Raw genomic sequence first — 21,205 nt, 5'->3', positions numbered from 1 at the left:
TGCGACAAGGCCCGCGGGCCTTCAACTAACGATCTAGCAACACCGCCCTGGCGGGCGCTACGCACGCGGGCGCAGCCTGGGGCAGCGACTACACCCAGGGCTTCATTGCGCGGTGGCGCGGGCGATGCGCCAGCTCGACCAGCCATAGAGCATCAGCGCCAGGGCCGCCAGGGCGCCGCCGGCCACGCCGACATAGGCGAACCCCAGTTGCCCGCCGACCCAGCTGCCGAGCAAGGCGCCACCGCCGATACCGATGTTGTAGATCCCGGAGAACATCGCCATCGCCACGTCGGTGGCGTCCGGTGCCAGGGTCAGGACCTTGGACTGCAGCGAGAGGCCAAACCCCATGATCGCCATGCCCCAGACCACGCTCAGGGCCACCAGCGACCAGACATGCCCGTTGAGCGGCAGCAACAGGCCCAGGCACAACATCAACAAGGCCACCGCCACGAGCAGGAAACCCTGGGGGCTGTGGCGGTGCAGGCGGCTGAACAGCAGCGAACCGATGATCCCCGAGCCGCCGAACACCAGCAGCACCAGGGTCACCACGTCGCCGCCCAGGCCCGAGGCCACCTTGATGAAGGGCTCGACGTAGCTGTAGGCGGTGAATTGCGCCGTCACCACCATGGCCGTCAACACATAGGCCGCCACCAGCGCCGGGCGCTTGAACAGCAGCGGCAGGCTGCGCAGCGAACCGGAGTTCTGGCTGGGCAACAGCGGCAAGGTGCGGATCAGCCACAGCACCAGCAGCGCCGCCAGGCCGGCGATCACGCTGAAGGTGGTGCGCCAGCCCAGGGCCTCGCCCAGCAGGCGCCCCAGGGGAATGCCCAGGACCATGGCCAGGGAGGTGCCGGTGGCCAGCAGGCCGAGGGCCTGTACCTGTTTGCCCGCGGGGGCCAGGCGCACCGCCAGGGATGCGGTGATCGACCAGAACAACGCGTGGGCCAGGGCGATGCCGATGCGACTGAGCATCAACAGGCCGAAGCTGGTGGCCAGGCTGGACAATATGTGGCTGACGATGAACAAGCCGAACAGCAGCGTAAGCAAGCGCCGGCGCTCGACGTTGCGGGTCAGCAGCATCACCGGCAGCGAGGTCAGGGAAACCACCCAAGCGTAGATGGTCAGCATCAGCCCGACCTGTTCGCTGGCCAGGTCGAAGCTCGCGCCGATGGCGCTCAGCAGCCCGACCGGGACGAACTCGGTGGTGTTGAAGACAAAGGCGGCCAGGGCCAACGCGATGACCGACTGCCAGTTACCTTGGGGTGTCGCCTGGGGATTGCTCATGTCGGGGTCGTACTACTCGTTCGAAGGTGGAGCGGATCCTGGATCCGATGAAAAACCCGGCCCCTGCTCGGCTGGTAGCGCTGTCCGGCGCCCACGGCGAGCGCAGCCAGGGTAATGAATCGCAGGTTAGTCAGGGGTTACGTTGCACGCGGTATCGAGGACGCCCATGGCCAACGCCACCACCTTGCGCAGTTGCTCGGCGCTGGCGCCATCCCGGGCTTGCACCGACAGGCCATGCAGCACCGTAGAGTAATAATCGCCCAGGGAAGTTGCATCGCCATGACCTGCCAATTCCCCCGACTGCACCGCCGCCTGCAGCCGCTGGACGATGCTGGCGGTGCGCGCCCGCCGGTGCTCGGCCAGCCACTGGCGCACGCCGTCGTTGTCGCTGGAGCAGTTCACTGCCGAGGACACCACCATGCAACCCAGGGGTTGGCCTGGCCGGGTATAGAGTTGCACGGCCTCCTCGAGCAGGCGCGCGATGGCGGCATGGGCACTGGGCTCTTCGGCCAGGGCCCGATCGGCGAAACCGCCCTCGTGGCTCTCGTACAGCTCGATGGCTTCGCGAAACAGCGCCTCCTTGGAACCGAAGGCAGCGTAGATCCGTGCCGAGGCGATGCCCAGCGCGGCCACCAGGTCGGCCATGGAGGTGGTTTCGAAACCACGGGCCCAGAACAGTTCGAGCGCCTGGCGCAACGCCTGGTTGCGGTCGAATTCGCGGGGTCTTCCAGCCATGGGAGTCAGGTATCTCGTCAGGATGAGCGGCGATCGGTGTGGCCCGATCGGCGGCCGGCACGGGGCGCCGGGACGAAATGATATTAGATTTGCGCCGTCCCCGGGCCATTTTCCCTGCCCGGGGACGACGGTCGAGGCTCAGCCCGCCTGCTCTTCCAGGAACGGCAGCAAGTGGCCAAGGAAAGCCTCTGGCGCCTCCTCCATGATGAAGTGCCCGCAGTCCGGCACGATAGCGCCACGCAGATCGCTGGCCCGGCCCTGCAGGGTCAGCAGCGGAGCATCGTTGGTAGCGTGCTCGGCGCCGATGGCCAGCACCGGCATTGCCAGCAACCGTTCGGCGCGCTGCTGGTTCTGGCGCACGGTCTCGGGAATCGCCCGGTAGTAGGCGAAGCCCGCACGCAGTCCGCCCGGGGCGGCATAGGCCTGGATGTACTCCTCGGTGGCCACCGCGTCGCGGCGGTGGGACCACTTGTCGAAGATGTAGTTGAGGTAGACCCGCTCGCGGCCGGCGATCAGCGCTTCCGGCAAATCGTGCAACTGGTTGAACATGAAGTGCCAGAGAAAGATGTTCTGCCCCGGCTCGACGAAGATCGGCGGCGCCTCGGCCAGCCCCGGGATCACCGCCTCGGTCAGCGCCAGGCGCTCGACGGCCTCGGGCCGGTCGCTGGCCAGGGCGTAGGCGACCCACATGCCTACGTCATGGCCGACCACGCTATAGCGTTCGAACCCCAGCTGCTCCATCACTCGGTGCAGCACATCGGCCACGGCGCCGGTGTCGTAGCCGTGCTCCGGGCGATCGGATTGCCCGGTGCCCGGCGGGTCCACGGCGATGGCCTGGAAGCCCCTGGCGGCCAGGGCCTGGATCACCTCGCGCCAGGCGTACCAGGTCTGCGGCCAGCCGGGAATCAGCAGCACCGGCCGGCCGCTGCCGGCACTGACGCAATGGATCCGCTGGCCGTCGATGCGCACGTAGCGATGGACCAGGCCGTGGGCATCGACCTGGGTGTTGTCGGTAAAGGCATTCATCAATAGTGATCTCCGTGGGAAAGGTTCAGGCGATGCCGAGCATGGCGTTGATCTGTTGGCGGTCGATGCGGGCACCGGCGAAGTCGTCGAAGATCCGTTCGGTGACGCGGATCATGTGGCGGTTGATGAACTCCACGCCTTCCCGGGCGCCGTCCTCCTGGTCCTTGAGGCAGCACTCCCACTCCAGGGTCGCCCAGCCGCCGTAGTCGTATTGCGCCAGCTTGGAAAAGATCCCCTTGAAATCCACCTGGCCGTCGCCGAGCGAACGGAACCGCCCGGCCCGCTCGACCCAGGAGCTGTAGCCGCCATAGATGCCCTGGCGCCCGCTGGGATTGAACTCGGCATCCTTGACGTGAAACATGCGGATGCGCTCGTGGTAGATGTCCAGGTACGCCAGGTAGTCCAGTTGCTGCAGCACGAAATGGCTGGGATCGAAGAGGATGTGGCAGCGAGGGTGCCGATCCACCAAGTCGAAGAAACGCTCGAAACTGGTGCCGTCGTGCAGGTCTTCGCTGGGGTGAATCTCGTAGCACAGGTTGACCCCCTGCTCGTCGCAGGCATCGAGGATCGGCCGCCAGCGCCGCGCCAGTTCGGCGAACGCGGTCTCGATCAGGCCGTCGGGACGCTGGGGAAAGGGAAACAGGTAGGGCCAGGCCAGCGAGCCGGAGAAAGTGCCCATGTCAGCAAGCCCCAGGCGCCGGGAAGCCCGTGCCGCCAGCTGCATGCGGTCCATGGCCCAGTCGGTGCGCGCCTTGGGATTGCCGCGCAGGGCCTCGGGGGCGAAGTTGTCGCACATCGCGTCGTAGGCCGGGTGTACCGCCACCAGTTGGCCGAAGATATGGGTGGTCAGCTCGCTGATCACCAGGCCGTGCTCGGCCAGTTGGCCCTTGACTTCATCGCAGTAGTCCTGGCTGTGCGCCGCCGTGGCGACATCGAACAGCCGCTCATCCCAAGCCGGGACCTGCAACGCCTTGAAGCCCAGGTCGGCGGCCCAGCGGGCAATGCCCGGCAGGTCATTGAATGGCGCCGTATCGGCGCTGAACTGCGCCAGGTGCAGGCTGGGGCCCTTGAGGGTTTTCATCGAACGCTCCTATTATTTGTCGATCGACAAAGAATAGGAACAAGCCGCTGCCAACGTCAACTGTTCAATCGCCGGACAGGCCATGGCGCAGGCCTTCGCCGCCATTGGGAAAAACGCCAGAGCCCAGGTAAATCAATGTCTCCAGCCCCATCGACGGAGCCTGATCGACGGCTGAAAAAAAGCCCGCGAACAGGGTCGCGGGCCGCTTTGGCGCAATGGCCGAGGTCATTCGCCCGGGCGGCGGTAGACCTCGCGACCGGCGAAATAGGTGCTCAGCACCTGGGTGCCGGCCAACTGCTCATCGGGAACCTGGAACACATCGCGATCGAGCACGATCAGGTCGGCCTGCTTGCCCGGGACCAGGCTGCCGATCTGCTGTTCCAGGCCGATAGCGCGGGCGGCATTACGGGTGTAGGCGTAGAACATGGCCTGGCGATCGATGCCTTCATCCTTGTTCAACACCCCCTTGGGGCCCTTGCGACTGACCGCCTGGGCGATGGCCTTCCATGGCTCGGGCGTGCTCACCGGCCAATCGCTGGCACCAGCGATGGTGGCGCCGTTCTTGAACAACGAGCGCGCCGGGTACATGAACTGGAACTGCATGGCCGTGATGTAGGGCTTGAGCAGGTCGATGCTCAGTTCATCGGCGGAGGCCCAATACAGCTGCATCGAGGCGATCACGTCCAGCGGCTTGAAGCGCGCGAACTCCTTGGGATTGACCATTTGCAGGTGGGTGATCGAGTGCACCACGCCACTGTGGCGCTGGCGCCGGGCTTGCTCGATGCCGTTGAGCGACTCACGCACCGCGCGATCGCCGATGGCGTGCACATGCACCAGCCAGCCACGGGCGTCGGCGGCGCTGACCAACTCGCCGAAATGCGCCGGGTCGATCAGCAACTCACCGCCCTTCTGCGAGTTCTTGTAGGGCGTCAGCAAGGACGCGGTCTGGGCCGGAAACTCGGCAACGCCATCGGCGAAGATCTTGATTCCCGGCAAGCTCAGGTTGGGCACATCGAGAAACTGCCGGCGTACCTGGTCCAGTACCGCAAGATCCGCTGGCCGGCTCTTGGGATTGGCCACCATCAACGCGGCGACCCGCAGGTCCAGTTCGCCTTTCTCGGCCAGCGCCTTGTACACCGGCAAGACGCCCACGGTCTGGGCCGTGGGATGCATGGCGAACAGCGCATCACTGGGTACCGCGTTGGCCGCCGGGTCCATCAGCGCGGTGATGCCCAGGCTGTGGTTCAGGTCCCGGGCAGCACGCCCGGCGTCGAGCATCTGTTCGAAGCTCGGCGCCGGTACCTGGGAGGTCAGGGCCGAGAGCCCGGCATCGGCGACGAAGCCATTGGGCGTGCCATCGGGATGGTGACCGATGGTGGCCACCGCCTCGCCCGTCAGCGCCTTGACCCGCTGGGCATCGATGCCGGCACGCTTGAGCATGGCGCGGTTGGCCCAGCCGGTGTGGTAGTCCCAGCCGACGAACAGGATTGGAGTATCCGCCCACTCGCCTTGGTTGAAGCGTTGCTCCAGCGCATCCACCTGGCTCCAGTAAGTGGAAGGAAAACCGCTGACGCTCAGGGTATCGCCATGGCGCGCCTTGCCGTCGTCACGCCAACCGCGCAGGCGTCGCTCCAGTTCATCCACCGGCAACAGCTGGCTTTCCAGGTCCGCGGCCTTGAGTTTGAGGCCACCGAAGATCGCGTGGCTGTGGCTGTCGATGAAGCCGGGCATCAGCACCTTGCCCTGCAGATCGACCACCCGGGTGCCCGCCGTCTTGAGCGCCAGCACCTGGGCGTCGCTGCCGACCTTGACGATCCGCCCCTGCTCCACCGCCACCGCCTGCTGCAGGGGCTGGCCCTGCTCGGCGGTGAACACCTTGCCGTTGTGCAGCAGCAAATCCACCGCCGCCTGGCTTTCCATTGCGACAAAAGCCAGCGCCGAGGCCAGCGTGATCGTCAGTGCGTTTTTCATTGTTATTGGCGCCCTTGGTCAGAATGGGCAAGAGACTAGCCAAGCCGAGGGGGTTTTAAGAATACTGCTTCGGGCAACTCATTCTTTCCAAAGAGGCAAGACCCCATGGACCAGTTGGGCGCCATCAGCATGTTCGTCGCCACCGCCGACCAGGGCAGTTTCACTCGCGCCGCCGCCCACCTGGGCAAGACCACCTCGGCCCTGACCAAGGCCGTCACCCATTTGGAAACCCAGCTGGGTACCCGCTTGTTCGAACGCTCCACACGCCGCATCGCCCTCACCGAGGCCGGGCATCTCTACCTGGCCAGCGCCCGCCAGGTGCTGGCCCAACTGCAACAGGCCCGGGAGGATATCCATCAGTTGCAGCAGCAGATGTGCGGCATCCTGCGCCTGGTGGCGCCGCCCTCCTTCGCCCCAGCCTTTCTCAACGCCGTCTGTTATCGGTTCCTGGAGCAATACCCGCAGATGCGCCTGGACGTAGAGCTGACCGACGAATTCGTCGACCTGCTCAGGGGCGGCTACGACCTGGCGGTACGCGATGGCCCGGTGGACCTGCCGGACCTGGTCGCTCGGCCACTGACCGCCAACCGCATCCTGCTCTGTGCCAGCCCGCGTTACCTGCAACGCAAGCCACTGCCGGTCACCCCGCAGACGTTTGCCGAGCATGACTGGCTGATCTTCCGCCACCCCGCGCTTAATCCGCATTTCTGGCACTTCACCCTCGATGGCCGGCAACAGCGCATGGCCCAGCCAGTGCCACGGCTGGCCAGTGACAACTACGATTTCCTGTTCGGTGCGCTACTGGCGGGCCTGGGCCTGCAACTGTGCCCGCAATGGAGCGCCCTGCCTTACCTGCAACGGGGCGAGCTGGTGCAACTGCTGCCCGAGGCAGTACCCGATCCGGGGCAGTTCGGCCCGATGATCCATATCATCTACCCGACCCATCGGCGCCACACTCGCAAGCACCAGGCCTTCGTCGAATGCCTGAAACAGTACCTGGACGAACAGCATTTGCACTGAGCCCGGATCGCTCAACCGCCGGGTTGAAGCACCGGGATCAATCGCGCCGGCTTTACCGACTTGAAGGAAAAGCTCGAGTAGATTTCCTTCACCGCGGGCAGGGTCTGCAGCACTTCGCGGGCGAACTCGCCGAAGGACTCCAGGTCCTTGGCCAGCACTTCGAGGAGAAAGTCATAGCGCCCGGAGACGTTGTGGCAGGCGATGATCTCGGGAATCTCCAGCAACCGCTGCTCGAAGGCTCGGGCGGTCTCCCGGGAGTGGGATTCCATCATGACGCTGACGAAGGCGGTCACGCCGTAGCCCAGGGCCTTGGGCGAGAGGATCGCCTGGTAGCCGGTGATGACTCCGCTGTCCTCCAGCAACTTGACCCGGCGCCAGCACGGCGAAGTGGTCAGGGCGACCGTGTCGGCCAATTCAGCATTGGTCAGTCGGGCATTGTCTTGCAGGGCGACAAGCAGGGCTTTGTCGGTACGGTCCAGGCCAGCGGGCATATTTTGCCTCTATCTTTTGTTTTTATGATTATTTATTCCAATCTTCAGCTTTTTAAGGGGCCAGATTAGAAATTATTGCGCCGGATTTGAGCATAGCATTAGAGCAAATCCGGGAGTCTTCACCATGAACAATAAAAACAGTGATCTTGGTTTTTCCACCCGCGCCATCCACCACGGCTACAACCCGCAGGAGCATCAGGGCGCGCTGATTCCTCCGATCTACCTCACCTCCACGTTCACCTTCGCAACGGCCGAGTACGGTGCCGGCTGCTTCGCCGGACAAGAGCCCGGTTACTTCTACACCCGTATCGGCAACCCGACCCTGGCCTTGCTGGAATCGCGCATGGCCGACCTGGAGAATGGCGAGGCCGCGGTGGCCTTCGGCTCCGGCATGGGCGCCATCGCCGCCACCTTCTGGACGCTGCTGCGCCCGGGAGACGAGGTCATCGTCAACCGCACGTTGTACGGCTGCACCTTTGCCCTGTTGCACCACGGCCTGGAGGAGTTCGGGGTCAAGGTCCGCCATGTGGACATGACCGATCCGCAGAACCTGCGCGCCGCCATCTCCCCCGCCACGCGGATGGTCTACTTCGAATCCCCGGCCAACCCCAACATGCAACTGGTGGACATCACCGCAGTGGCGCGCATCGTCCGCCAGCACCCCAACATCACCCTGGCGGTGGACAACACCTACTGCACTCCCTACCTGCAGCGCCCCCTGGACCAGGGGGCCGACCTGGTCGTGCATTCGGCCACCAAATACCTGTGCGGCCATGGCGACATCACCGCCGGTATCGTCGTCACCCGCCAGGAGCTGGCGCAGAAGATCCGCTTGCAGGGCCTCAAGGACCTGACTGGGGCGGTGATGTCGCCCCAGGATGCCTTCCTCCTGATGCGCGGCCTCAAGACCCTGAGCCTGCGTATGGATCGCCATTGCAGCAATGCCCTGGCCGTGGCTCGCTACCTGCAAGCGCATCCGCTGGTGCAGTGGGTGGCCTACCCCGGCCTGCCCTCCTTTACCCAGTACGCCCTGGCCAAGCGGCAAATGAAGCTGCCCGGCGGCATGATCGCCTTCGAACTCAAGGGAGGCCTGCCCAGTGGCTGCGGCTTCATGAACGCCTTGCAGCTGTTCAGTCGGGCAGTGAGCCTGGGGGATGCCGAGTCCCTGGCCCAGCATCCGGCGAGCATGACCCATTCCACCTACACCCCCGAGGAACGCGCCGCACACGGCATCGCTGAAGGCCTGGTACGTCTTTCGGTGGGCCTCGAGGACATCGACGACCTGCTGGCCGACCTCGCCCAGGCCCTGGAAGCCTGCGCGCCCATAGCAGTGGCAGCACCCGCCCAGGAGAACGCCAGCCGGCTCGACAAGGTCCTGCCCTGAACGGGCCGGACCGCCCTATCTGCAACCCAAGCAGTACCCGCAACACCCTTTGAACCGTTACCCACAGGAGTGGAACCAACAATGAGTCGTATCAATAACAAAGCCACCCAACTGCTCAGCGCCATGATCCTCGCCGGCCTCGCCTGCCATTCCCTGGCCGCCGACACCATCCGGATCGGTATCGCCGGGGCCAAGACCGGCCCGGTCGCGCAATACGGCGACATGCAGTTCAGCGGCGCGCGCATGGCCATCGAGCAGATCAACGCCAAGGGCGGCGTCGAAGGCAAGAAGCTCGAAGCCGTTGAATACGACGACGCCTGCGACCCCAAGCAAGCGGTGGCCGTGGCCAACAAGGTGGTCAATGACGGCGTCAAGTACGTGGTCGGCCACCTGTGCTCCAGTTCCACCCAGCCAGCGTCGGACATCTATGAAGACGAAGGCATCGTGATGATCACCCCGGCCGCGACCAGCCCGGAGCTGACTTCCCGTGGCTACAAGATGGTGTTCCGCACCATCGGCCTGGACAATGCCCAGGGTCCGGCGGCAGCACGCTACATCGCCAAGCTCAAGCCCGCCAACGTCGCCGTGCTCCACGACAAGCAGCAGTACGGCGAAGGCATCGCCAGCTCGGTCAAGGACATCCTTGGCAAGGAAGGCATCAAGGTGGCGATGTTCGAAGGCATCAACGTTGGCGAGCGCGATTACTCCTCGATCCTGGCCAAGATCAAGCAGGCCAATGTCGACTTCGTGTACTTCGGCGGCTACCACCCGGAAATGGGCCTGTTGCTGCGCCAGGCCAAGGAAAAGGGCCTGACCGCGCGCTTCATGGGACCTGAAGGCGTGGGCAACGACTCCATCTCGCAAATCGCCAAGGATGCCTCCGAAGGCATGCTGGTGACCCTGCCCAAGTCCTTCGACCAGGACCCGGCCAACAAGGCCCTGGTGGAAGCCTTCCAGGCCAAGCAGGAAAACCCCAGCGGACCGTTCGTGCTGCCTTCCTACTCGGCAGTAGAGGTGATTGCCGGCGCCATCGCCGCGGCCAAGAGCGAAGACCCGGAGAAGGTCGCCCAGGCGATCCACGCCGGCACCTTCAAGACCCCGACCGGGGACCTGAGCTTCGATGAAAAAGGCGACCTCAAGGACTTCAAGTTCGTGGTCTACGAATGGCACTACGGCAAGCCGAAGACAGCAACGGCCGATAACGCCGGGCTCTGAAGTACCGTACCGGGCGCCGCCAATCTGGCGGCGCCCGGACGCTTTCAGGTGCAAGGCCTGAAAGCGTCCTGCAAGACGGCCCTTCTGGAGTCAAACTTTCGCCATGATTCCCGAGTGTTCTAGTTGGGAATAAGTTGAAACCCTGGTAACAAAAAGAACCGCACCAGTTAACACTTCCCTCTATCTCCAATCTAAAGCCTTAACCTCCCAATTATTTTGAAATGAGGTCAGGTTTTTTTGAAAAATCGTTAGCGTGCTTTGTTTTCTTCACAACTTTAAACCCTGAAACCCACCCTGCAAGCTCAACTAAAAGTCGCTCTAAAGCCCTGAAAAGCCCGTAATAAAAGGCCCCTGCCATTAATGAAAGCCCAGGCCATGGGGCGACAAGCTGCCGCTCGAATGCCTGCCCCTGTTGGGTAAAGGTCGCGCCATGGCGGTAACCAAGCACCCAATCAAGGCACTCTGCCATCCAACTAAAACGTTAAAGCTAAAAACCAGTCCTTCCAGCAAGCGTTACCGCCAAAGATGAAACTAATGTTACTGCACAAGTGAAAAATCCACCGCAACTAAAAAGTCAATAAAGGCGAATGCCAGTTCCACTTATTTCAGCAAAAAAATACTGTTTGCTAACTAAATTCCATTTTGTATATCGTGCGCAACATCAAATTGCCAGCTTTAGAAATCACTTCAGCCAGCATCTTTAAGGAGAAAAGAACATGGATCCCTTTCTCGGCGAAATCCGCCTGTTCCCCTGGGGTTGGGCACCTGAAGGCTGGCTCCCGTGCGAGGGGCAGATCCTGCCATTCAACAGCAACGTGGCGCTGGCCTCCCTGCTGGGCAAGACCTTTGGTGGCGATGGCACCACCACCTTCGGCCTGCCGGACCTGCGTGGCCGGGTAGCCCTGGGACAGAACCTCAAGCCCTCGACTGTTCCTCCGATCATGGATGTCCATGTGCTGGGCACTCAGGGCGGCACTGAAACAGTGGCCATGCCGCAAAGTTCGCTGCTCGCGCACACCCATGCCACCCATGTCTCGAATACCACCGGTAACGCAGGACCTGCCGGCAACATTCCCGCCATCAGCTCGAACACCGCGGGCGCGGTTGCAAAACCGACCTACACCCTGGCGGCGAACAATCCCATGCGCCTCAACAACGCCACGGTCGTTCCGACCGAGGGCTTGCCCATGCAGAACATGCAACCTTCCATCGTTGGCTGTTTCTGCATTGCCACGACCGGCACCTACCCTCCGCGCCCTTAACGGCTATCTACAGGCCCTCAAGCAAGGAAACTGATATGTCTGAAGCCTTCGTCGGAGAGATCCGCATATTCGCTGGTAACTATCCACCTCAAGGTTGGACAGTGTGTGACGGCAAGCTTCTCTCGATCAACGACTACCAAATCCTGTATTCGTTACTGGGCACCCTGTATGGCGGCAACGGCACCACCACCTTCGCCGTGCCGAACTACTCCGACCGACTCGTTGTAGGGATGGGAAGTGGTCCGGGCCTGACCCCAAGGGCACTGGTGACAACCATGGGAGTGACAGCAGTCACCATGCGCCCGGAGAACACGCCAAGCCATAGCCACTCTTTCAACGTGAGCACCGACAACGCCATCTCCTCAGAACCCTCCCCCGCGGCCACTTCCAAGAAGATGACCTTCGGCACGTTCCCGGGTGCGGGCATCATCACCGGCCTGTACAGCAAGGGAACCGGTACCTCACCTGCCCAAGCCCTGGACCCGGCCTTTCTCGACACCGCGCTGATCCCCCCCAGCATCAACGCGACCCCTCATGCAAACCTGATGGGCTCACTGAGCATCTGCTACATCATTTGCCTGGCCGGCCTGTATCCGACCCGCAACCAGTAACTTTTATCACTCAATCTGGAACGACCGATCATGGACGCGTTTACCGGTGAAATCAGACTGTTCCCCTACAACTTCGCACCGCGAAACTGGGCCTATTGCGATGGTTCGACCCTTACTGTCCAACAGAACCCAGGGCTCTTTTCGGTCATTGGCAACATGTATGGCGGCACTCCAGGGATAACCTTCCAACTGCCCGATCTCAGCGGACGCGTCGCCATGGGTGCCGGAGCCCTCAGCCAGTTCGCCCTGGGTATCAAGATGGGCGCCGACCGGATACAACTGCAGCCCAATAACATCTCGTCCCATACCCACTTGGTCCTGGCCAAGGACGGCAGCGAAACGGCAGCGGCCCTGGACACCCCCAACAACACCGCTTACCTGGCACAACCACGCAATGTGCGTTTGTACAGCACCGTCGTCCCGACGTCGGGCGACCAAACGCTGGACCCTGGCACAGTGGGACCGGCCGGCAACCCCACGATACCGCCGACAATGCGCAACACCATGCAGCCCTACCTGACGTTGTGCTATTGCATCTGCCTGGATGGCGAGTACCCGGTCAAACCCTGATGACGTACTCCACGCACCTCTCACCAACGGCAAGCCCCGCGGTCGTACTGCGCCAGCAGGACGACCACGATCGGGCGTTCCTGCATGGGCTGTACCTGTCGCGCCGCTGGGCCGAGGTCAGCGCGGTGCCCGGCTGGCATGACGACCAGCGCCGTGACTTCCTGGTGTCCCAGGCTGAGTTGCAACGCCAGCACTATGAAAAACACTACCCCGCGGCGGATTTCCTGATCATCGAGCAGGCGGGCCTCCCCATCGGGCGGCTGTGCGTGAATCGCCAGGCGAACGATGTGCGCATCGTCGATATCGCCCTGCTCCCGGCTTGGCACGGCCAGGGCATTGGCACGCAGTTACTGCAGAGCCTGCTCGCCGAGGCCGATGCCCTGGGGCGCTCCTGCAGCCTGAGCGTCGAACAAGGCAGCCCGGCCCGCAGACTCTATGAGCGCCTGGGCTTCCAGAGCGGCGCCGATAGCGGCCTCTATACCCAGATGCAGCGGCCCGTCCGGCCTGTTGCGCAAGAGGACCTCGACAACCCTTGAGTGTCGTGCAGGACCTGCCCATTGGGCCGGCTGTAGCCATGTTGTAACCGCTGGACCTTTATCAACATTCACGCTGGACACGACCCGCAAGCCGGTCGCAAGGCAGGAAGCCCCATGAAAACGCCACTTATCGCGCTAGGTACCTGGGTGAAACGCCCGCTGCTTTCACTCTTTATGCTGCTGGTCATGCTGTCCCTGGCGAACCAGGCAATGGCCGCGGCTCCCGTGATCACCAGCCCGGCCTCGGGCAGTACCTTGCCCAGCGTGGCGGTGGGCCAGTCCATGAGCATCCCCATCAGTTCCACTGGCGGAGCCCTGCCTCTGGACAGGTGGGTGGAATGCGATGCCAACGACCCGGACTACGATGGCGTGACCCCCTGCCTGCCCTCGGGCCTGATCCTCGATCCGTCACCGGGCAGCGCAACCACCACACTTCACGGCGCTCCAACCACCGCCGGCAGCTACACCTTCAGCATCACCCTCAATGACGGCCTGAATCAGGGCGGTGTCGCCACCTACACCCTGTTGGTCACGAGCGGGGCAACGCCGACCCTGACGTCGGTCTCCCCCAACACCGGGACCACCGCCGGTGCCACCGCCGTCACCCTGAGCGGCACCAACCTGACCGGGGCGACCGCGGTCAGCTTTGGCGGCACGGCCGCCACGGGTTTTAGCGTCAGCAATGCCAGCACCATTACCGCCACTACCCCGGCCCATGCCGCTGGCGCGGTGAATGTGATGGTTACCACCCCAAGCGGCACGGCGACCCTGACCAATGCCTATACCTATGCCGTGCCGGCCCCGACCGTTGGCCCGGTGAGCGCCACGGTGGCCGCCAACAGCAGCAGCAACCCGATCACCTTGAGCCTGAGTGGCGGCGCCGCCACCAGCGTGGCCGTCTCCACTGCCGCGACCCACGGGACCGCTACCGCCACCGGCACCAGCATCACCTACACCCCTGCCCCCGGCTATTCCGGCAGCGACACCTTCACCTACACCGCCACCAACGCGAGCGGCACCTCCAGCCCGGCCACCGTGAGCCTCACCGTCAGCGCGCCGACCCTGGCGATAACGCCGACCACTGTGCCCAACGGCACCCAGGGCACGGCCTACAGCACGACCCTGACCGCCTCCGGCGGCACTGCGCCCTACACCTACGCAATCACCAGCGGCAGCCTGCCGGCCGGGCTGAGTCTGAACACCAGCAACGGATCGATCAGCGGTACGCCGAGCGCCAGTGGCAACACCAACCTGACCGTCACCGCCACTGACGCCAACAGCGCCACCGGCTCCAGGGCCTACACCTTGACGATCGACGCTCAAGCACCGGTTTCCAACGCCGTCAGCGCCACGGTCGTGGCCAACAGCAGCAGCAACCCGATCACCCTGAATATCACCGGTGGCACCGCCACCAGCGTGGCCGTCGCCACCGCCGCAGCCCACGGGACCGCTACCGCCACCGGTACCGGCATCACCTACACCCCTGCCCCTGGTTACTCCGGCAACGACACCTTTGCCTATACCGCCACCAACACCAGTGGCACTTCCAGCCCGGCCACCGTGACCCTCACCGTCAGTGCACCGACCCTGAGCATCAACCCCGCAAGCCTGGGCGCGGGCACCAGTGGCACGGCCTACAGCGCCGTCCTCAGTAGTTCCGGAGGCAGCGCGCCCTACACCTACAGCATCACCAGCGGCAGCCTGCCCGCAGGCCTGAGCCTGAACGCCAGCACCGGGACAATCAGCGGTACGCCAACGGCCAGCGGCACCAGCAACCTGACCCTCACCAGCACCGATAGCAACGGCGCCACGGGCTCGCGGGCCTACTCGATCAGCATCAGCGCCGTGCCCATCAGCGTGCCGGCCTCCAGCCAGATCCTCTCGGCCGGAGAAGAAGCCATCGTCGACCTGACCCAGGGCGCCACGGGTGGCCCCTTCACCCAGGTCATCCTGGGTACGGTGAGTCCGGCCTCGGCCGGTAGGGCCATGATGCGCGGCCCCTTCTCGATGCGCTTCGTGCCCTCGGCGGCCTTTGCCGGTACCGCGATCATCAGCTTCAGGTTGCACAACGGCACGGGCTCCAGCGCTGCCAGCACGGTCAGTTTCATCGTCCAGCCGCGCCCGGACCCCACCAAGGATGGCGAAGTGATCGGCCTGCTCAATGCCCAGAGCCGAAGCGCAGAACGCTTTGCCAGTACCCAGATGGACAACTTCAACCATCGACTGGAACAACTGCATCAAATGCGTTGCGACCGCAATTCGTTCAATGCCAGCCTGCGCAAGGACGGTAGCGACCTGCCCCTGGGCGAGATGGCCAAGGCCATCGAGCAGCAACTGGGGAGTTCGGCAAACCAGACCGAGCAGCAAAAACGCGAAGCTGCGAGCGCTGCGCAAAATGGCGAGTGCCAACAGCAGGCCCTGGCGTTCTGGAGCGATGGTTTCGTCAACAACGGCTCGACCCATGCCCGCGGCGCCCGCGACAACAGCTTCACCACCATGGGCCTGAGCGCCGGTGCCGACTATCGCCTGTCGCCTACCGTCATCGCCGGTATCGGCATCGGCTACGGCACCGATCGCAGCGAGATTGGCGACCACAAGACCCGCAGCGATGCGGACGCCATTGGCATCGCCACCTATCTGAGCCTGAACCCCGCCTCGCAGTTCTACCTGGACGGTTTGCTGGGCTATAACCGCATCAGCTTCGACTCGCGTCGCTACATCACCGGCAGCGCCAACGACTACGCCCGTGGCTCGCGCGATGCCGACCAGTTGTTCGCGTCCCTCACCGCCAGCTACGAATACCGCCAGGGCCAGTTGTCGCTGACGCCCTATGGGCGTTTCAATGCCAGCACCACGCGCCTGGACGCCTTCAGCGAAAACGGCGGAGGCATCTACGGCCTGTCCTATGAGGAACAGCGCCAGCAGAACTTCACGTCCTACCTGGGCCTGCGTACCGGCTATGACCTGATGACCCGGGTCGGTGTGGTCACTCCCAAGGTAGGCCTGGCCTGGGGGCACAATTTCAGCACCCACAGCGACTACAAGATGCGCTACACCGACCAGGGCGACGAGGGCATCCTGTATCGCCTCAAGCCCGACGCCCAGGACAGCGATTTCGCCAGCCTGGACATGGGTATGGACTTCAACCTCGGGCGCGCCTGGCAACTGGGCTTCTCCTACAAGACCGCCCTGGGCTCCGATGAGCGCAACGACAGCTTCCGCCTGGGCCTGAACGGCAAGTTCTAGACCCAAAGCAGGCTAGCGGTAGTGGCCGGCACCGTGCAGCGGGAACCCCTTCCCCTGTACTGCAGAAAAAAACACCCCGCCGGAGCCAGGCTCCGGCGGGGTGTTTTTTCTCACCCGATAACGGATCGGGACAAGCGCCTATCGACCATCAGGCCGCTGGCAAGCTCCCGGCGTCGATCTCACCTGCAGTGCGCTCCAGCGCGCGACGGGTCTTGTCCACCAGCTCGTCGATATCCGTCCGAGTCGCCACCAGGGCCGGGGCCATGATCATCCGGCCCAGGGTCGAGCGAATGATCACCCCCTCCTCGAAACCCAGGGTGCGACAGCGCCAGGCGATGTCGTTCTCGTTGGCGAAGCGCTGGCGGCTGGCCTTGTCCTTGGCCAATTGCAAGGCGGCCACCAGACCGGTGCCCTGGATTTCGCCAATCAGCGGATGGTTGCCGAACACCTCCCGCAGGCACTGCTGCAAGTACGGGCCAGTATCGTCGCGGACCCGGTCCACCACGCCCTCGTCGCGCAAGGCCTTGAGGTTGGCGATGGCCACGGCTGCCGCCACCGGGTGCCCGGAATAGGTCAGGCCGTGGGCGAACACGCCACCCTCCTCCACCAGCACCTGGGCGATGCGCTTGCCCAGCACCAGGCCGCCCATGGGCACGTAGCCGCTGGTCAGGCCCTTGGCGATGGACAGGGTATCGGGCTCGAAGCCGAAGTGCTGGTGGGCGAACCACTGGCCGGTACGCCCGAACCCGCCGATCACCTCGTCGGCGCACAGCAGCACGTCGTACTGGCGGCAAATGCGCTGGATCTCTGGCCAGTAGCTTTGCGGCGGGAAGATCATGCCGCCAGCGCCCTGGAAGGGTTCGGCGATGAACCCGGCGACGTTCTCGGCCCCCAGTTCGAGGATCTTCTCCTCCAATTGCCGGGCGCAACGCAGGCCGAACTCGGCCGGGCTCAAGTTGCCCTCATGGGCGAACCAGTAGGGTTCGTCGATATGCGCGACATCCGGAATCAGCCCGCCCATTTCATGCATGAACTTCATGCCGCCCAGGGCCGTGGCTGCGAGCGTCGAGCCGTGATAGCCGTTCCAGCGGCCGATCATCACCTTCTTCTGCGGCTGGCCGAGGATCTGCCAGTAGCGGCGCACAGTGCGGATCAGCACCTCATTGGCCTCAGAACCGGAGTTGGTGTAGATGGCATGGCTGTAGTGCCCCGGCAACAGGCTGAACAGCAGTTCGGACAGCTCCACCACCGCCGGGTGGGTGGTGTGGAAGAACATGTTGTAGTACGGCAGTTGTTCGAGCTGGGCCGTGGCCGCGGCGGCCAGGTCCTTGCGGCCGTAGCCGAGGTTGGTGCACCACAGGCCGGACATGCCGTCCAGGTAGCGCTTGCCGTCGTTATCCCAGAGCTGCAAGCCTTCACCCCGGACGATCACTCGCGGACCTTCGGCATTCAGGGCCTTTTGGTCGAGGAACGCATGGATATGGTGCGCTGCGTCCAGATCCTGGTAGTCCCGGGTGCTGCGTTGCGGCTGGGGGGTATAAGCACTCATGGTCATTCTCCTGCGCTATGGGAAGGTTCATTGCAAGAACGTGGCGAAGCAGTGGAGGCGGCAGGCACCAAGGGCTCCGGGGTGAACAGCGGCTTGCGCATCACCCACTTGACCCAGAGCACGGCAATCAACGAGATCACCCCCAGAACCACACCGGCACTGCCGAAGATCCGCCCAGTCACCTCAGGTGACGGCGAGACGTGATAGATCGCAAACAGCATGCCGACGATGCCCACCACCTGAGGCCAGGGATAGAACGGCGAACGGAACGGCCGTGGTGCATCCGGGTAGCGTCGGCGCAAGGCAATCACATCGACATGCACGATGATGTAGGCCAACAGCCAGGCCACTGCAGCGGCCAGCAACAGCAGGCTGATGGAGTCCGGGTCCTGCCCCAGCACCAGGATCGGCAGGCCAGTGATGGCGGCGATGAACAGCACCGCCACCCAGGGCGTGCGGGTACGCCGGCTCAGGCGCTTGAACTGAGGGAAGGCCTGGCCGTTCTGGGCCATGCCGTAGAGCATGCGAGGCAGTGCCGCCAGGGACGAGTTGACGGTGCTGCAGGTGGCAGTGATCACCGCCCCCACCAGGAACAACTTGCCGGACTCGCCGAACACCGTGGTGGCGAACAGGAAATGCGGCAGCGGATCGCTCACCAGCTGGTCCCGGGGAATGCACAGCAAGGCGCCGAGGCAATACAGGGTGATGACCAGGAAGATCAGGCTCAGGCCGATGATCATCGAACGCGGGATATTGCGCTCCGCCCGCTTGGTCTCCTCCACCAGCGGGCAGACGAACTCGGCGCCGACGAAGCCCCAGATGGCCATCGCCGCCAGGGCCAGGGCGCCGATGCCCATGGGGTTCCAGCCCTGCTCCAGGGACAGTTGCACACTGGCCTGGGCGCTGCTGACCGCGCCTAGCCCCAGGGTCAGGAGAATCACCACCATCACCACCGCCAACACCGTCTGCAGCTTGGCGAAGACATCGATACCCAGCAGGTTGAGCGCGGTAAAGGTGCCCAGCACGCCATAGGCCACCAGCATCGGAGGCAACGCCCCCGGGTAGACCTTGCCGATGATCAGGTCCAGGAGCAGCAACTCGGCAGACAGCGCGAACATCGCCACCACCATGTAGCCGGAGAAGGTCGCGAGGATGGCCGGAAAGTGCCCGATGGCCACCTCGGTGTAACTGCTCAGGCTACCGGCCCGAGGTACCAGCAGGGCCAGTTCGGAAAACGACATCGCATAGGTCAGGGCCAGCAGGTAGGCCAGCAGCAAGGGGATGAAGAAGCCCAACCCGGCCATCCCGGCCCCTTGCAACATCAACACCATGACCCCCTGGGACACCACCAGGCCCACGGCCACCGAAACCAGCGAGCCCAGCCCGAGAACCCGGCGCAACCCGCCACCGACAGCAGGCGCTGCCGCTGTGTCCAAGACATTTGCACTCATGCCACACACTCCTTTCTTATTGTTGTGAACCTGCCACCGAAGACAGGCGAGGGGGTGCCGCTCGGCACCGCAAGGCACCCGCGTAGCTCAGCGCAACTGGATCCAGGTGGTCTTGAGCTGGGTGTATTTGTCGAAGGCATGCAGCGACAGGTCGCGCCCGAATCCCGACTGGCGCCCACCACCAAAAGGCACGGTGACATCCAGGGCATCCACGGTATTCACCGACACCGTGCCGGCGCGCAAACGCTGCGCCACGCGGTGGACACGGTTCAGGTCATCGCTCCATAACGAGGCGGCCAAGCCATAGACGCTGTCGTTGGCCAGGGCGATGGCCTGCTCTTCATCATCGAACGCCGTCACCGCCAGTACCGGGCCGAAGACCTCCTCCCGGGCGATGCTCATTGACGGGTCGACAGCGGTGAAGATGGTCGGCTCGATGTAGTTGTCGCTGCCATCGATAGACAAGCGCCGACCGCCACAGGCCAGCTGCGCGCCCTGCTCGCAGGCAGTCTCGATATGGCCCATGACACTGGCCGCCTGGCGTCGATCGACGATGGCACCGGCACGGCTGGCCGGGTCCAGCGGATGACCCGGCTGCCAGTCCCGGGCCTTGAGGCGCAGGCGCTCGACGAACTCGTCATGGATGCTGCGCTGCACCAGCAGCCGCGAATTGGCCGAGCACACCTGGCCCTGGTTGAAGAAGATGCCGAACGCGGCCTTTTCAGCAGCCAGATCCAGGTCCTGGCAGTCGGCGAACACCAGGTTCGGGCTCTTGCCGCCGCATTCCAGCCAGACCTGCTTGAGGTTCGATTGTGCCGAGTACTGCATGAAGCACTTGCCCACGGCGGTCGAACCGGTAAACACCAGGCAGTCCACATCGGGATGCAGGCCCAGGGCACGCCCGGCCTCGCTCCCAAGGCCCGGCACCACGTTGAGCACCCCTTCCGGCAAGCCGGCCTCCAGGGCCAGCTCGGCCAGGCGCAGGGCCGAGAACGGCGACTGCTCGGCGGGCTTGAGCACCACCGAGTTGCCCGCGGCCAGGGCCGGTGCCAGCTTCCAGGCAGCCATGTCGAGGGGGAAGTTCCATGGCACCACCGCGCCAATCACACCCAGGGCCTCACGGCGAATGGTGGCGTGGCTGCCGGTGCCGCCGGGGGCGACCTGATCATAGAGTTTGTCGATGCTCTCGGCGTACCAGGCAAAGACATTGGCAGCGCCCGGCACATCGATGTTCCAGGCGTCCATCACCGGCTTGCCCATATTCAGCGAGTCCAGCAAGGCCAACTCTTCACGATGGGCGAGCATCGACTCGGCCAGGCGCAGCAGTACCTGCTTGCGTTGCCCCGGCGCCATGCGTGCCCAGGGGCCATGCTCGAACGCCCGGCGCGCCGCGGTCACCGCCAGGTCTACCTCACTGGCGCCGCAGGCGCTGACCCGGGCCAGTACCTGGCCGGTGGCGGGGTTGATCGCATCGAAGGTGGCACCGGATGCCGCCGGCAAACGCCGACCGCCGATCAGCGCCTGGTCAATGAATGTCTGTTGGGCAGCCCGTTGCTGCCAGTAACGAAGATCGAACACGCTGCATGCCCTCGTCGGCCGTTGCCACGGCCTGGTTGTTATTGGAGTTCAAGGCGATGGTGCGTCACTGGGGAGCGGAGGAAAAATACTAAAAATATGCTCCAGTCCCATGAAAAAACTCTGTAGCCCGATGAGCCTCGACACCCCGTCGCAGAGCCCTCGCGGACGACCGCCAGGGTTTGAAGCAGCAGGCTG

General features: G+C 64.0%; 19 protein-coding genes. 8 read left to right on the top strand and 11 right to left on the bottom strand.

The window, feature by feature from the left end:
* Positions 1–102: 102 nt before the first annotated feature.
* The 6 genes from ATY02_RS12850 to ATY02_RS12825 all read right to left on the bottom strand — a co-directional run bounded on the left by ATY02_RS12850 (position 103) and on the right by ATY02_RS12825 (position 6,097).
* Complete coding sequence (locus ATY02_RS12850; RefSeq protein WP_068580815.1) at positions 103–1,284, bottom strand: sugar transporter; 1,182 nt, start codon at positions 1,282–1,284, stop codon at positions 103–105.
* 126 nt (positions 1,285–1,410) lie between these two features.
* A complete protein-coding gene (locus tag ATY02_RS12845) occupies positions 1,411–2,019 on the bottom strand; it encodes a TetR/AcrR family transcriptional regulator (protein ID WP_068580817.1) in 609 nt (202 codons plus the stop codon).
* A 138-nt stretch (positions 2,020–2,157) separates the two neighbouring features.
* A complete protein-coding gene (locus ATY02_RS12840; RefSeq protein WP_068580819.1) occupies positions 2,158–3,045 on the bottom strand; it encodes an alpha/beta fold hydrolase in 888 nt (295 codons plus the stop codon).
* Positions 3,046–3,070: 25 nt separating this feature from the next.
* Positions 3,071–4,126 (bottom strand): sugar phosphate isomerase/epimerase family protein, encoded by a 1,056-nt coding sequence (locus ATY02_RS12835; protein ID WP_068580822.1) that lies wholly within the window; start codon positions 4,124–4,126, stop codon positions 3,071–3,073.
* Between the two features lie 64 nt (positions 4,127–4,190).
* Positions 4,191–4,355 carry a hypothetical protein gene (locus ATY02_RS12830; RefSeq protein WP_164487333.1) on the bottom strand — a complete coding sequence of 55 codons (165 nt, stop codon included), beginning with the start codon at positions 4,353–4,355 and terminating at the stop codon, positions 4,191–4,193.
* A complete protein-coding gene (locus tag ATY02_RS12825) occupies positions 4,352–6,097 on the bottom strand; it encodes an amidohydrolase (RefSeq protein WP_068580825.1) in 1,746 nt (581 codons plus the stop codon). Before ATY02_RS12825 ends, ATY02_RS12830 begins: the two co-directional genes overlap by 4 nt.
* A 105-nt stretch (positions 6,098–6,202) precedes the next feature.
* On the opposite strand from ATY02_RS12825, the gene ATY02_RS12820 reads away from it, so the two are divergent.
* Entirely contained in the window at positions 6,203–7,117 is a 915-nt protein-coding gene (locus tag ATY02_RS12820; protein WP_068580828.1) for a LysR family transcriptional regulator, read from the top strand.
* An 11-nt stretch (positions 7,118–7,128) separates the two neighbouring features.
* Here ATY02_RS12820 and ATY02_RS12815 read toward each other — a convergent pair whose 3' ends face one another.
* Complete coding sequence (locus ATY02_RS12815) at positions 7,129–7,608, bottom strand: Lrp/AsnC family transcriptional regulator (protein WP_068580830.1); 480 nt, start codon at positions 7,606–7,608, stop codon at positions 7,129–7,131.
* Between the two features lie 124 nt (positions 7,609–7,732).
* Here ATY02_RS12815 and ATY02_RS12810 point away from each other — a divergent pair, with 124 nt between their 5' ends.
* Together ATY02_RS12810 and ATY02_RS12805 are read left to right on the top strand one after the other, a co-directional pair.
* Positions 7,733–8,992 (top strand): methionine gamma-lyase, encoded by a 1,260-nt coding sequence (locus tag ATY02_RS12810; RefSeq protein ID WP_068580833.1) that lies wholly within the window; start codon positions 7,733–7,735, stop codon positions 8,990–8,992.
* 81 nt (positions 8,993–9,073) lie between these two features.
* A complete protein-coding gene (locus tag ATY02_RS12805) occupies positions 9,074–10,207 on the top strand; it encodes a branched-chain amino acid ABC transporter substrate-binding protein (protein WP_068580836.1) in 1,134 nt (377 codons plus the stop codon).
* Between the two features lie 211 nt (positions 10,208–10,418).
* Here the strand turns inward: ATY02_RS12805 and ATY02_RS12800 are convergent, their stop codons facing one another.
* On the bottom strand, positions 10,419–10,676 hold the full coding sequence (locus ATY02_RS12800; protein WP_068580839.1) for a hypothetical protein: 258 nt from the start codon (positions 10,674–10,676) through the stop codon (positions 10,419–10,421).
* A 247-nt stretch (positions 10,677–10,923) separates the two neighbouring features.
* On the opposite strand from ATY02_RS12800, the gene ATY02_RS12795 reads away from it, so the two are divergent.
* The 5 genes from ATY02_RS12795 (at position 10,924) to ATY02_RS12775 (ending at position 16,432) form a co-directional block, all read left to right on the top strand.
* On the top strand, positions 10,924–11,469 hold the full coding sequence (locus ATY02_RS12795) for a phage tail protein (RefSeq protein ID WP_068580842.1): 546 nt from the start codon (positions 10,924–10,926) through the stop codon (positions 11,467–11,469).
* A gap of 35 nt (positions 11,470–11,504) precedes the next feature.
* Positions 11,505–12,080 carry a phage tail protein gene (locus ATY02_RS12790; protein ID WP_068580845.1) on the top strand — a complete coding sequence of 192 codons (576 nt, stop codon included), beginning with the start codon at positions 11,505–11,507 and terminating at the stop codon, positions 12,078–12,080.
* Between the two features lie 30 nt (positions 12,081–12,110).
* Positions 12,111–12,650, top strand: coding sequence for a phage tail protein (locus ATY02_RS12785; protein WP_068580849.1), 540 nt, complete (start codon positions 12,111–12,113; stop codon positions 12,648–12,650).
* Positions 12,650–13,186, top strand: a complete 537-nt coding sequence (locus tag ATY02_RS12780) for a GNAT family N-acetyltransferase (protein ID WP_068580852.1) — start codon at positions 12,650–12,652, stop codon at positions 13,184–13,186. The genes ATY02_RS12785 and ATY02_RS12780 overlap by 1 nt, the downstream gene beginning before the upstream one ends.
* A gap of 114 nt (positions 13,187–13,300) precedes the next feature.
* The gene (locus tag ATY02_RS12775; RefSeq protein WP_068580855.1) at positions 13,301–16,432 is read left to right on the top strand and encodes an autotransporter domain-containing protein; all 3,132 of its coding nucleotides are present in this window, start codon (positions 13,301–13,303) and stop codon (positions 16,430–16,432) included.
* Between the two features lie 148 nt (positions 16,433–16,580).
* Here ATY02_RS12775 and ATY02_RS12770 read toward each other — a convergent pair whose 3' ends face one another.
* The 3 genes from ATY02_RS12770 to ATY02_RS12760 form a co-directional block, all read right to left on the bottom strand.
* Positions 16,581–17,981, bottom strand: a complete 1,401-nt coding sequence (locus ATY02_RS12770) for an aspartate aminotransferase family protein (protein WP_068580859.1) — start codon at positions 17,979–17,981, stop codon at positions 16,581–16,583.
* A gap of 2 nt (positions 17,982–17,983) precedes the next feature.
* On the bottom strand, positions 17,984–19,432 hold the full coding sequence (locus tag ATY02_RS12765) for an APC family permease (protein WP_068580863.1): 1,449 nt from the start codon (positions 19,430–19,432) through the stop codon (positions 17,984–17,986).
* Positions 19,433–19,519: 87 nt separating this feature from the next.
* Positions 19,520–21,010, bottom strand: coding sequence for an aldehyde dehydrogenase (locus ATY02_RS12760; RefSeq protein ID WP_068580865.1), 1,491 nt, complete (start codon positions 21,008–21,010; stop codon positions 19,520–19,522).
* Between the last annotated feature and the right edge of the window lie 195 nt (positions 21,011–21,205).

The organism is Pseudomonas sp. BIOMIG1BAC, assembly GCF_001705995.2.
GTDB lineage: Bacteria > Pseudomonadota > Gammaproteobacteria > Pseudomonadales > Pseudomonadaceae > Aquipseudomonas > Aquipseudomonas sessilinigenes.
This window is presented reverse-complemented; position numbering and strand designations above follow the sequence as displayed.